Raw genomic sequence first — 11,985 nt, 5'->3', positions numbered from 1 at the left:
TTAAGTCCGATAGAATACAGGACTCAAGCCCAACAGGTTGCCTAATTATTCGTGTCTAACTTTTCGGGTTCAGATCATCGGAAGGTGCTTTTTTGTATCAACTGCATGTGAACAAAAATCAATGATAAAAATCCAGATCCTCATTCAGTGCGGGATCATGCAGGTCTCCTACAAAATTTAAAAGACTGTCTCCTTCAAAATAATAAGGTTCGGTGTCCTCCAGCCAGCTTCGATATTCTTGGAAATCCTGATCAAAATGACCCGAAAAAAAGCGGTGTGCCACTTCATTTGTTAATGTATCAATGATGACGATGCCTCTATAACTCTGGCGATCTGGTTCGTCATAATCACATGCTACGTAATAAGCCATATAGATGCTCCTTTTAAAGTAATACACATAATGTTGCAATTTAGTGCTTTTTTCATACCATTATTTTTGATTTTCTTCATAAATTGAAACGATAAGCTATAAAACACTTACACGGCGTTTAAACGGGCTTTACATTCTGCCTGTAGGATGAAATATGAAGAGGACTGAAAAGAGGGTAATATGATGAAAACTTATTTTATGGTGCAAGAAAAAATAAGACCAGGATGGATTCATGAAATGGTGATCAAAGCGAATGAATTTGAGCAATGTCAGATATTCATTGAATGCAACACCTTAAAAATTAACGCAAAAAGTCACCTTAGTATGAGTCTGCTTAATGGTATGAACGGAATCTGCTGTGTATCTGCGACTGGAGAAGATAGCAGAACAGCAGTGGATGCATTGCGGTGTCTTGGAACGGGTATGTTAGCGTAAAAAAAAAAAGAGAAAAAAATCATACGGAGAGAAGCTGCATTCATGCGGCTTTTTCCATTTGTGATCGAAACGGCAATTTATATCGGTGGAAATGAGCACTCTATCGGTGAACCGTAATTAACGAAAAGTTTCTTCAAGTGACAGTTGATCGGAGTGCTCGAAGCATTCATCTTTGAAAAAGTAAATTATTTACCAAAACATCTTGCATTTCTTTGTGTGAGGTCTAAAATGAAGGATAGATATGACGGAGAAGTTAGAAAGGATTGTTGTTTTGCATAGAATTATTTGGTTAACTTTTGGAGCTTTTTTACAAGGACTAGCTATGGCGGCTTTTCTTTTTCCTCATGCAATACCTTCGGGTGGAGTGGCAGGAATCGCCATTTTAAATAATTATTTCTTCGACTTGCCGTTGGGACTTACGCTATGGACCATCAATTTTGGACTATTGCTGCTCGCGGTTAAAAAGCTTGGGAAAAAGGCAGCGTTATGGACCATCTATTGTGTAGCAGTAACATCTATTACGGTAGATTGGATTACAACACATGTCCCATATCCTTTAAATGGAACGCTCATTGATGTTATATACGGATCGATCATTTTTGGTACTGGTGTCGGAATTCTGTTTCGGTTCGGGGCTTCTTCAGGTGGTATGGATATTTTAGCCCTTATATTTGCTAAATGGTCCGGAAAGAAACCAGGTACCATCCTTTTTATGATCAACAGTTTTGTGCTGGTTATAACGTCGCTTACGATTGGTTTTGAAATTATACTCTTCGCGTTACTCTGTCAGTGGATCAGCACCCGAATCATTGATTACGTTCGAACGGCATCATTTCAAAGAAAAACAAAGCGATCTATGTAAATGTAAAAAGGGTACGGTCATGATAACCGTACCTTTTTTGGTGCGTAAAAATTAGCAATCTTTGCCTTTGTACGCCCAAGAACAACCAACGATAATGAGAAGGACAAATAGAACTACTATGATCGCAAAACTCTTTCCATAACCTCCGCCACCACAATAACCATATCCGCCACCATACATTGGTGCGTTTGCAAGTGAAGCATTTACCGGTGAATTTGCATACATTCTAAAACTCCTCCTTAAAATTGTACTTTCGACTTCGATACAGTATATGTGAGGTACGGAAAGGGTGTATGGACAATAGTTTAGTTTTTATGGAATTAGGCGAGTGTAATAATTTTGCAAAGAAAATGTGATGTTACAAATCAGAATAAAAGGGGTAAATGTTAGCAAGGAGGCGTTATATATGCAAACTGCAACCCAAACTCAAATGAAAACAACGAACAGGTTATTGAAAACTCAATCATGGGCCTTAATCGGTCTTGGTACAGGTGCACTTGTCTGGCTTTCTTTTAAACCGAACCGTATTAAAACGAAAATGAAATTCAAAGATATGAAACGAAGAGTACGCCCTCATCATATCGATCGTACGCAGCTGCCAATCAATAAAGCGGGACATCCTGATCCAATGGATGTAGACGACAACAAGATGGTAGAAGAAGGAGCTATGTACTCTGTAAACTATTACAACGATAAAAAAGGTTAAAGGATGGGAGACTCCCATCCTTTTTTCTGTCTATTATTTGCGAATCGGACGCTTTAATGTGTAAAGATCTTCCTCTAAATTTTCCACCCTCGACTGAAGTGTGGAAATAGAGTCTTCAATGCCCTCGTTGTAAAAATAAGCCCCCAATTCACCCGTTATAAAATCTAGTACTTGCTCAGCCGCAAGATTGCCGATCTCTTCACCGCGTTCGTCTAGAAAGAATGACTGTATGCTGGTAATCATCTCTTCTTTTGTCTCTTTTGAAAGTTTTCTCAATCTCTTAAACCCTCCATTATCAAAAAATCTGTTTTTGCATACTTTGTTGCTTGTGGAAGCGAATGATTTCCGTTCCAGATGCTCGCTTTCCGCGGGGCAGGCGGTGAGCCACATTTGGACGTTTTACTCTTAAGTGTCTCACCTGCCCGCCTGTCCCGCAGGAGTCTCGCATCTTACACTCCAATCAATAATCATAGAAGACAATATTTGAAAGTGACTATCTTTTAGAAAAGGTGCGTCATTGAGACACAAATAATTATAACTCGTCCCAAAAAAGTAGACGAATGCGGCTGAAAATTGCATAACAATGGATGAAATATTGGGTCTTTATGACGATTTTCCATGTAAAAATATGTCCAGTTTTGTAACATTACTTCTTCTTTTGTGGAAACTATTTTCAAGTATAAAAAAAGCGGGCATAATAACTGAGAAGTACAAAATTGACATAAGAGGAGCCGATTTTCGTGGAGAAAAAAGAATGGAATAACTCTCTTCTGATGGAATGTATAAAAGAAAAAAAAAGAAAAGCTGGTAGAAATTGCAGATCGAAATGGTTTAACCAGCAAGGAAACCGTAAAGTGCAGTCAAGAGCTAGACGTTCTATTGAATGTCTACCAAAGACAAGCAACGTTCTAATTATCGTTTATTGAAGATGAGTTCATCTGTTAGTTGATCAATACGAAGCAGAATCGCCTTCTTAGTGACTAAAGGATAATTACAGTGAAACTCTGATAACAGTTCACGAATCTCCTGAATCAATGAAATTTCTTTTTCAGGCATAGACTTAGTTGAGTCGCTTTTCGTTTTAAATTGAATCAGATTATCTTTCACACCAACACCCCATTTTCATATTGTGTTGGATACTACTTCCATATCATCATTTAAATACCTTCCAAAAGTCGAAATGTTTCCTTTCTACAGCAGAATGTGACAATATCTTTTTAGGGAACAAAATACAGTTTAAAATGGGAGGCTATTAAACACATGACAGCTATTAAATCATTGCAAGACACAACTGTGCTGAATAATGGGGTTAAGATGCCATGGTTCGGACTTGGTGTATTTAAAGTGGAAGAAGGACAAGAAGTAATCGATTCTGTTAAATGGGCGATTGAAGCAGGATATAAAAGCATCGATACAGCAGCTATCTATAAAAATGAAGAAGGTGTTGGACAAGCTATTAAAGAAGCGGGAGTACCTCGCGAAGAATTGTTCATCACAACAAAAGTATGGAATGCTGATCAAGGCTATGAGTCAACTCTAGCAGCATTTGAAACTAGCATGGAAAAGCTAGGTCTTGAATACCTTGATCTTTATTTGGTTCACTGGCCTGTTAAAGGCAAATATAAAGAAACTTGGCGTGCTCTTGAGCAGCTTTATAAAGACGGGAAAGTAAAAGCGATTGGTGTCTCTAACTTCCAAGTTCATCATTTAGAAGATATCTTGGCTGATTGTGAAATCAAACCAATGGTCAACCAAGTGGAATACCATCCGCGTCTTGCACAAAAAGAGCTTCTTTTATTCTGTAAAGACAATAATATTCAACTGGAAGCATGGAGCCCTCTTATGCAGGGAGAACTGTTGAATGAGCCTGCATTAGTGGAGCTAGCAGAAAAACACGGAAAATCTGTAGCTCAAATCATCCTTCGCTGGGATGTGCAAAATGGTGTAGTAACGATTCCGAAATCAGTCAAGCAGCACCGCATCGTTGAGAATGCAGATATCTTTGATTTTGAGTTATCACTAGAAGATATGGCTAAAATTGATGCACTGAATGAAGACCGACGCATCGGTCCCGACCCAGATAACTTCGACTTCTAAAAGGGGTCTGACCCCAAACAAATACAAAAATTCACTTTTTGTCCACGTGGAATATACATATTCCACGTGGATTTTTTTCTTTTCTTTCATCTGTATGAAATTGTTTCTTACTTTCTTTCGTTACAAGCCTCTTCATATGGGGAAAGGCTAAGTAAAGCCTGAGCCGTACATAATGAGAAGAGCGTATTTTACGTCTTACATACACAAGTATCACAATTATTTTCACAAACAAATATAGTTACTTGACAAAAGTAAGTGTTATCTCATATACTAAACTTACAAAAAATAAGTAATGAAGTATGAAGGGATGTTTAAGATATGATGATGCAAACAGATGGAATTCATCACATTACAGCTATCGTTGGCAGTCCGCAGGAGAATGTTGATTTTTATGCTGGTGTACTAGGATTGAGATTAGTAAAGAAGACGGTTAATTTCGATGACCCTGGAACATACCATCTTTATTTTGGAGATGAAGGAGGCAGCCCAGGAACGATCATGACGTTCTTTCCATGGCCAGATGCATATAGAGGAAGAGTGGGTTCCGGGCAGGTGGGTACGACTTCTTTTGTTGTTCCAGAAGGTTCGCTCTCTTTTTGGGAAGAAAGACTTTTAAAGTTCTCAGTTGAATATAAGAAAACAGTCCGCTTTGAAGAAGAGTATTTAGAATTTCTAGATCCACACGGATTGCGTATAGAGATTGTAGCAAGAAAAGAAGGAAAGAACAGCGAATGGACATTTGGAGCAATCACTCCAGAGCATGCCATTAAAGGATTTGGCGGTGCCGTAATGCTTTCTGCAGCTCCTCAGCAAACAGAAAAAGTGCTAATGAACGTGATGGGGCTTCAAAAAGTCGGGCAAGACGGTGATTACATCAGGTTTAAAGCGAAAGGTGATATTGGAAATGTGATTGATATTAAGCTTGCACCAGAAGCAAGAGGGGTGAGCGGAGTTGGAACGGTCCATCATATCGCATGGCGAGCTAACTCATATGAACAGCATGAATTATGGCAGCAGCATGTGAAACAGAATGATTTTCAAGTCACAGAAATTATTGACCGCCAATATTTCAATGCCATCTATTTCCGTGAAGAAGGGGGCATCCTCTTTGAGATTGCAACAGATCCACCTGGATTTACACGTGACGAACCAGAAGAGGATCTTGGTAAAGAGCTGCTGCTCCCGCCATGGCTTGAGCCTCACCGAGAGCAGATTGAGAGTCACCTGCAGCCAGCAGAAGCAAGGATTTTAAAGGAGGACAAATAATGAAACACTTGTTTAATAAAGGAACGGACTTAACTAAACCGGTGCTGCTTTTATTACATGGCACAGGAGGAAATGAAGAAGATCTTCTTTCATTGGCGGAAATGATCTCACCCGAATCTTCTGTTCTAAGTGTAAGAGGAAACGTATCTGAAAATGGCATGCCACGATTTTTCCGCCGATTGGCTGAAGGCGTATTCGATGAGGAAGATTTGATTTTTCGCACGAAAGAGCTTCATGATTTTATTGATGAAGCAGCCGGGAAGTATGAATTTGACAGAGATCAAGTGGTTGCTGTTGGGTATTCGAACGGTGCCAATATTGCAGGAAGTTTGATTTTCCATTATAAAAACTCGCTAAAAGGAGCTATTCTTCATCATCCGATGGTACCGAGACGCGGGGTCGAATTGCCTGATTTAAGTGGGCTTCCTGTATTTATTGGAGCAGGAAAAAATGATCCGATTTGTCCGCCAGAAGAAACAGAAGAGCTAGAAAAATTACTCTCAAGTGCAGGTGCGGAGGTACATGTGAAATGGGAGAATATGGGTCATCAGCTTTCAAGAGCTGAAGTAGAAGAAGCAGCTGAATGGTTCCACAAAAATTTAATGTCATAAAATTTAAGTAAAGCAGGTGATTTCATGAAATCGATTGATCCTCAAAACTTATCTATAAAAGAAAATTATAAGTTCCTCACAGGGAGTATAATTCCAAGACCTATCGCTTTTGTAAGTACACTTTCCACAGATGGTGTGCTCAATGCAGCTCCCTTCAGCTATTTTAACGCGCTAACATCCAATCCTCCGTTAATCGCCATTTCAATTGGCAGGAAAGACGGGGTACAGAAGGATACTTCACGAAATGCAGAGAAAACTGGTGAATTTGTAGTCCATATCCCGGATGAAACGTACATTGAGGCTGTGAATCAAACGGCAGCGAACATTAAGCCAGATGAAAGTGAAGTCGAACTTGCAAAACTAACAACAGTTGAATCGGTTAAGGTAAAAGTTCCTGGAATTGCTGAATCCCGAATTCGTATGGAATGCGTAGTTGAGAGTATTATTCCTCTAGGAGGAACCCCTGATCATCCAGCTACAGATCTGATTATCGGTAAAGTTGTTCATTACCACATTGCTGATGACTTGTATTATGATGGGAAAATTGATGCTGAAAAACTGAAGCCTGTTGGAAGGCTGGCAGGTTCAAACTATGTAAAATTAGGTGAAATATTTTCGTTAGAACGGCCTCAATAAAAATAGTCGGCTCTCCCTCTTACTAGTAAGAGGGATTTTTTTATTGTCAAAAACCGACATTTTTTAAAGTCTTATCATATGTAGTCACTTTACCCTACACCATTTAGACAAGGCATATCCATCCTTTTTAGGCTATTGTAATCCTTTTTACGACAAAGCCCATAAATCATGAATAGGGAATTTGGGGGATTCTGCTTCTTTGAAGAAGATTTTGGAAATTCCGAGAGGGAATAATCACAATTTTAAGGGTCTGTCTTCCCATTTTTAGATACTTCTTTTATATATTACGAAAATAAGTAGATATGTCCTGCGTCAGAAGTTTGTCTTTCTATGAAAAAGGAACCCATCCTAAAAAATGGATAATCAATAGTCACGAAATAAAATCCCAAAAATCATACAAAGGGTTTATTTTCCAGTTCCTAGTCCTTTCTGCGACAAATTATTACATAATCTTACAGTTACTTTCCGTTAACCTTTAAATAACAACAAAGAATTACTATATTTTCAAAAAAAATACAGGAGGTGTGACAGGATTCTTAAGAGTAGGATCTGCTTAACAAAAAAAATCAGGGAGGGAAAAGTTACATGAGTAAAAAACGAAGAAAAGTACGCTGGCTTTCCGTATTTTTAGTTTTTTTAATGATTGTTCCAATGATGTTCCCGTCTCAAGCTAACGCCACAACAAAAGGAAAAGCTTCTACGTCAGCAAAAGAAGCCGCCTTAGAAGGCACAAAAAGCAAGGTTTCCAAAAAAGTAAACGAACAATTCAGCAAGAAAGATAAAGTTACATTCCTCATTAAGTTTAAAGAACAAGTAAACACAGCAGAAGTGGCTAAAAAAGCTGCTAAAGAGGCAAAATCTCAAAAACTATCTGCCAATCAAACGAAATTAATGAAACGTTCCACATTAGTATCCTCACTTCGCGCAAAAGCGCTTGAAACTCAAAATCACACGAAAAAATACTTAGAAAAACAAGAAAAAGCAGGTAAAGCTGAAAAAATCCAATCTTTTTATGTCGTTAATGGAATGGCAGTAACGGCAACAAAAGATGTAATGGAAGAGATTGCAGCTTACCCAGAAGTTGAAAAGGTACTACCAAATGAAACAAGACAGCTCATTCAACCTGCAAGTTCTGTAAAGCTTCCAGAGATGCCACAGCCAAAACCATCTTTAAAGGTTGAACCAAAAAACGAAACATCTTCAATAGAATGGAACATCCAACGTGTAGGAGCACCTGAAGTTTGGGGTATGGGAATTGATGGTGCCGGAACGGTTGTAGCCAATATAGACACAGGCGTTCAATGGAATCACCCAGCGTTAAAAGAAAAGTATCGCGGATTTAATCCACAGAATCCTGATGCTGCCGACCATCAATTCAGCTGGTTTGATCCTGTTGGCGGACAATCAGCGCCATATGATGATGATGGACACGGTACTCATACGATGGGGACAATGGTAGGTTCAGAACCAAACGGAGGTAATCAGATCGGTGTTGCACCGGGAGCAAAATGGATCGCTGTTAAAGCATTCTCTGCATCAGGTGGAACCGATGTTGACTTACTTGAAGCAGGTGAATGGATTTTAGCACCAAAAGATGCAGAAGGTAATCCACATCCTGAAAAAGCGCCGGACGTTGTAAATAACTCTTGGGGCGGCGGATCAGGACTTGATGAATGGTACAGAGAAATGGTACAAGCTTGGCGTGCAGCTGAAATATTCCCTGAATTCTCTGCAGGTAATACGACCATCTTTAATCCAGGTGGTCCAGGCTCTGTTGCTACTCCAGCAAACTATCCAGAATCCTTTGCAACAGGTGCAACAGACATTAACGACCGTTTAGCAAGCTTCTCACTACAAGGACCTTCTCCATATGACGAAACAAAACCTGAAATCTCTGCACCAGGAGTAAATATCCGTTCATCGGTTCCTGGGAGTGCATATGAAGGTGGTTGGAATGGTACATCAATGGCCGGACCACACGTTTCAGCAGTTGTTGCATTGCTCAGACAGGCTGATGCGAGTCTGACAGTTGAAGAACTTGAAGAAATTTTATTAAATTCAGCAACACCACTAACAGACGCGACTTTCCCTGAATCTCCTAACAATGGTTATGGACACGGTCTAGTAAATGCATTTACAGCCGTATCTTCCGTAGTTACAGGACTAGGTAGAATTGAAGGGACGGTAACTAAAGAAGGAGAGGATACAGAAGCTCCTTCCATCACACATGAAGGACCAAGTGAATCTTACAAAGAGATGCCATTAAATCTTGAAGCAGAAGTGTCAGACAATATTAGTGTCACTTCAGTAGTTCTAAGCTACCAAAACGAAGATGGAAGCTGGACAGACGTGACTGCAGAACGTTCAGGCGGAGATTACAAGTCTGGTACGTACAGTGCTTCTATTCCAGGATCAGCATTAACAGGTGATTCTATTATCTACAAATGGACAGCTATTGATTTTGGTGGTAATGACATTTCTACAGATAACTACTCTGTAGCATTGTTGCCTGGAATTTCTACTGGGTACAATGAAGACTTTGAAGGTAATCCTACAGGATGGACATCTTTCGGAGCAAATAATAGCTGGGAGCATGGTGTACCAACAAGCGGACCTGGTGCGGCATTCTCTGGTGAAAAAGTATATGCTTCAAATCTTGCTGGTAACTATGCGAACAGTGCTAACATGACACTTGTTATGCCTCCAGTTGACCTTCCTGAAGGAAGCACATACCTTCAGTTCAAACAATGGCATGATCTAGAACGCAACTATGATTATGGACACGTATTCGTTTCAATAGATATGGAAAACTGGACACAAAAGCTTCGCGTTAACTCTACTTCTGGCGGATGGATCGATGGAGAAGTAAATTTGACTGAATACGCGGGACAACGAATTTATGTAGCGTTCAATGTAACATCCGACAGTTCTGTTGTAAAAGCAGGATGGTATTTAGATGATGTGAAACTTCATGACCAGCCGATCATGCCTACACAAAAAGCAAAACTAGGCGGGTCTCCAGCAGTTGAAAAAGCACCTATCGCACAGGCGAAACCAAAAGTAGATCCAACTAAAATCAAGCCGATGAAACCTTCTTCTGAAAAAGAACCTGCAAAAGACGGTAATGCTGCTGCACCACTAGCCCTTCCGATGCGTGCAGAAGTAAGCGTTCTTGAAACGGGTCGTTCCGTTTATACGAATCCTGAAGATGGTTCATATGGCTTAACGCATGCAGCAGGAACATACACGGTACAAGCAGAGGCTTATGGGTTCCGTTCACAATCACAATCCGTAACCCTTGAAGCAGATGGGACAGCAAGAGCGAACTTTACACTTGAAGAGATTCCAAGAGGAACTGTTTCAGGTACTATAACAAACGAAGTGACAGGCGAACCGATTGCAGGAGCTACAGTAATGCTTATGGAAGATGCTGCAATTGCACCTGTTCAAACGAATGAAGATGGTACGTATGAAATCTCCGCATACGAAGGCGAGTACACGTTGAAAGTACTAGCTCCTTCTTATTATGGAGAAGAAGTATCCGTTACCATTTCCGGTGGCGAAACAACACAGCAAAACATTGAGTTAAAACCTTTCATCGGATATCCAGGTGAGATCGGCTATGACGATGGAACAGCTGAAAATGCACGTGCATGGAACTCTGCAGGAAACGCGTGGGCTGTTAAAATGTCATTAGCGAATGGTAATGAGAAAGCAGCTGTAACAGGAGGATTGTTCCGATTCTGGGATACAGAATGGCCAGTACCTGGTGGGACAGCATTCCAAGTAGCTGTGTATGATGCAAGTGGTCCAGATGGAATGCCTGGTAAAAAACTTGCTGGACCTTTTGATGCTACAGCACTTCGTAATGGAGAATGGACACATGTGGATTTAAGTCAGCATGGAATTATGGTCGAAGGAGATTTCTACATGGTGTATATTCAAACGTTCGCAAATCCTAACACACCAGGTCTTGCGACAGATGAAAGTGGAACATGGTCTGGTCGAAGCTATCAGAGCTTAAGCGGGGCTTGGTCACAATCACCAGAAGATGAAGGGAACTACATGATTCGTGCCACAGTGAATTATGAAGTAACAGCACCTGTCATCACTTCTCCTGCAGATGGATCGTTTACAAACGAGGAAAATGTGACGGTATCCGGTACAGCTGCTCCAACGACAACAGTTGATATTTACAATAATGGAGATAAAGTAGCGAGTGCTGAGACAACGGATGAAGGAACTTTCTCGAGTCCAGTAACGCTTGGAAATGGTGCTAACACGCTGACAGCGAAAGCAGTTACAGAGCAAGGTTCCACTGATGAATCTGCTCCAGTAACCGTTACACTCGATCAAACAAAGCCTAAATTGAGCATTACAGCACCAGCGAATGGTTTGAAAACAAATCGTGAAGCTGTAACCGTAACAGGTAAAGCAGATGAAGAGAATGTTGATTGGGTAAAAGTAAACGGTCAAAAAGCTAAGGTGGATGCAGAAGGTAACTATAGCCACCGTATGCTTTTAAATGAAGGTGAAAACGTAATCAAGGTGGTAGCTCTTGATAAGGCAGGAAATCGTCAAGCGAAGACCGTTAAAGTTTATGCCAAATTCGAAGCTCCAGTTATTACAAACTTAAAGCCAGATACTGACAAAGAACTAAAGAGTGGAGAGTCTGTAAAAATTGAATTTGACAGTGAAACAGGATTGGATACGGTATTTGTTATCCATATGCCGCTCACAAATGCAGGAGGCTTGGCAAACGCAACTGAATTGCCTATGCGTGAAACAACAGAAGGACATTATGAAGGATATTACACTGCAACTTCCAACATGAAGGCAGCAGGAGCAGTTGTAGAAGTAATTGCTTCAGATGACTATGGCAACAAAACAGCTGAGAGAGCAACAGGCAAGCTTTATATCAATGAGAAAAAGAAAAAGTAAGAAATAATAAAACATCTAAACCGGTCCTGCCCTAGGGAGGACCGGTTTTTTTATGCGCTTT

At 40.2% G+C, this 11,985-nt stretch carries 14 protein-coding genes; 9 read left to right on the top strand and 5 right to left on the bottom strand.

The window, feature by feature from the left end; genetic code table 11:
- Positions 1-118 precede the first annotated feature (118 nt).
- Positions 119-370: a hypothetical protein gene (locus P8610_RS19930; protein ID WP_289496750.1), complete on the bottom strand. Its 252-nt coding sequence runs from the start codon at positions 368-370 to the stop codon at positions 119-121.
- Between the two features lie 183 nt (positions 371-553).
- On the opposite strand from P8610_RS19930, the gene P8610_RS19925 reads away from it, so the two are divergent.
- Positions 554-805, top strand: a complete 252-nt coding sequence (locus tag P8610_RS19925; RefSeq protein ID WP_394605921.1) for an HPr family phosphocarrier protein — start codon at positions 554-556, stop codon at positions 803-805.
- 241 nt (positions 806-1,046) lie between these two features.
- The gene (locus P8610_RS19920) at positions 1,047-1,667 is read left to right on the top strand and encodes a YitT family protein (protein WP_394605920.1); all 621 of its coding nucleotides are present in this window, start codon (positions 1,047-1,049) and stop codon (positions 1,665-1,667) included.
- A gap of 51 nt (positions 1,668-1,718) precedes the next feature.
- Here the strand turns inward: P8610_RS19920 and P8610_RS19915 are convergent, their stop codons facing one another.
- Positions 1,719-1,892 (bottom strand): YjcZ family sporulation protein, encoded by a 174-nt coding sequence (locus P8610_RS19915; RefSeq protein WP_289496746.1) that lies wholly within the window; start codon positions 1,890-1,892, stop codon positions 1,719-1,721.
- 181 nt (positions 1,893-2,073) lie between these two features.
- On the opposite strand from P8610_RS19915, the gene P8610_RS19910 reads away from it, so the two are divergent.
- Positions 2,074-2,373 (top strand): hypothetical protein, encoded by a 300-nt coding sequence (locus P8610_RS19910; RefSeq protein WP_394605919.1) that lies wholly within the window; start codon positions 2,074-2,076, stop codon positions 2,371-2,373.
- Positions 2,374-2,406: 33 nt separating this feature from the next.
- Here P8610_RS19910 and P8610_RS19905 read toward each other — a convergent pair whose 3' ends face one another.
- Together P8610_RS19905 and P8610_RS19900 are read right to left on the bottom strand one after the other, a co-directional pair.
- On the bottom strand, positions 2,407-2,649 hold the full coding sequence (locus P8610_RS19905) for a DUF2164 domain-containing protein (RefSeq protein WP_394605918.1): 243 nt from the start codon (positions 2,647-2,649) through the stop codon (positions 2,407-2,409).
- Positions 2,650-2,668: 19 nt separating this feature from the next.
- Positions 2,669-2,821, bottom strand: a complete 153-nt coding sequence (locus tag P8610_RS19900) for a hypothetical protein (protein WP_394605917.1) — start codon at positions 2,819-2,821, stop codon at positions 2,669-2,671.
- Between the two features lie 356 nt (positions 2,822-3,177).
- Here P8610_RS19900 and P8610_RS19895 point away from each other — a divergent pair, with 356 nt between their 5' ends.
- The gene (locus P8610_RS19895) at positions 3,178-3,285 is read left to right on the top strand and encodes an aspartyl-phosphate phosphatase Spo0E family protein (protein ID WP_394605924.1); all 108 of its coding nucleotides are present in this window, start codon (positions 3,178-3,180) and stop codon (positions 3,283-3,285) included.
- Here P8610_RS19895 and P8610_RS19890 read toward each other — a convergent pair whose 3' ends face one another.
- Positions 3,286-3,480, bottom strand: coding sequence for a hypothetical protein (locus P8610_RS19890; protein ID WP_394605916.1), 195 nt, complete (start codon positions 3,478-3,480; stop codon positions 3,286-3,288).
- Positions 3,481-3,633: 153 nt separating this feature from the next.
- On the opposite strand from P8610_RS19890, the gene P8610_RS19885 reads away from it, so the two are divergent.
- The 5 genes from P8610_RS19885 to P8610_RS19865 all read left to right on the top strand — a co-directional run bounded on the left by P8610_RS19885 (position 3,634) and on the right by P8610_RS19865 (position 11,924).
- Positions 3,634-4,470: an aldo/keto reductase gene (locus P8610_RS19885; RefSeq protein WP_394605915.1), complete on the top strand. Its 837-nt coding sequence runs from the start codon at positions 3,634-3,636 to the stop codon at positions 4,468-4,470.
- Positions 4,471-4,788: 318 nt separating this feature from the next.
- Positions 4,789-5,736: a ring-cleaving dioxygenase gene (locus tag P8610_RS19880; RefSeq protein WP_394605914.1), complete on the top strand. Its 948-nt coding sequence runs from the start codon at positions 4,789-4,791 to the stop codon at positions 5,734-5,736.
- Complete coding sequence (locus P8610_RS19875; RefSeq protein ID WP_394605923.1) at positions 5,733-6,347, top strand: alpha/beta hydrolase; 615 nt, start codon at positions 5,733-5,735, stop codon at positions 6,345-6,347. The genes P8610_RS19880 and P8610_RS19875 overlap by 4 nt, the downstream gene beginning before the upstream one ends.
- Positions 6,348-6,371: 24 nt before the next feature.
- Positions 6,372-6,983 carry a flavin reductase family protein gene (locus tag P8610_RS19870; RefSeq protein WP_394605913.1) on the top strand — a complete coding sequence of 204 codons (612 nt, stop codon included), beginning with the start codon at positions 6,372-6,374 and terminating at the stop codon, positions 6,981-6,983.
- A gap of 585 nt (positions 6,984-7,568) precedes the next feature.
- Entirely contained in the window at positions 7,569-11,924 is a 4,356-nt protein-coding gene (locus tag P8610_RS19865) for a S8 family serine peptidase (RefSeq protein WP_394605912.1), read from the top strand.
- The last annotated feature ends 61 nt before the right edge of the window (positions 11,925-11,985 follow it).

It is taken from the genome of Fictibacillus sp. UD, assembly GCF_043558025.1.
Taxonomy (GTDB): Bacteria; Bacillota; Bacilli; order Bacillales; family Fictibacillaceae; genus Fictibacillus.
The sequence above is the reverse complement of the archived record's forward strand: the minus strand, read 5'-3'. Positions and strand labels throughout refer to the sequence as shown.

Coding starts and splice junctions, on each gene's coding strand:
- P8610_RS19925 (WP_394605921.1), top strand. CDS start 554: ATGAAAACTTATTTTATGGTGCAAGAAAAAATAAGACCAGGATGGATT.
- P8610_RS19930 (WP_289496750.1), bottom strand. CDS start 370: ATGGCTTATTACGTAGCATGTGATTATGACGAACCAGATCGCCAGAGT.
- P8610_RS19880 (WP_394605914.1), top strand. CDS start 4,789: ATGATGATGCAAACAGATGGAATTCATCACATTACAGCTATCGTTGGC.
- P8610_RS19900 (WP_394605917.1), bottom strand. CDS start 2,821: ATGCGAGACTCCTGCGGGACAGGCGGGCAGGTGAGACACTTAAGAGTA.
- P8610_RS19910 (WP_394605919.1), top strand. CDS start 2,074: ATGCAAACTGCAACCCAAACTCAAATGAAAACAACGAACAGGTTATTG.
- P8610_RS19915 (WP_289496746.1), bottom strand. CDS start 1,892: ATGTATGCAAATTCACCGGTAAATGCTTCACTTGCAAACGCACCAATG.
- P8610_RS19920 (WP_394605920.1), top strand. CDS start 1,047: ATGACGGAGAAGTTAGAAAGGATTGTTGTTTTGCATAGAATTATTTGG.
- P8610_RS19865 (WP_394605912.1), top strand. CDS start 7,569: ATGAGTAAAAAACGAAGAAAAGTACGCTGGCTTTCCGTATTTTTAGTT.
- P8610_RS19870 (WP_394605913.1), top strand. CDS start 6,372: ATGAAATCGATTGATCCTCAAAACTTATCTATAAAAGAAAATTATAAG.
- P8610_RS19885 (WP_394605915.1), top strand. CDS start 3,634: ATGACAGCTATTAAATCATTGCAAGACACAACTGTGCTGAATAATGGG.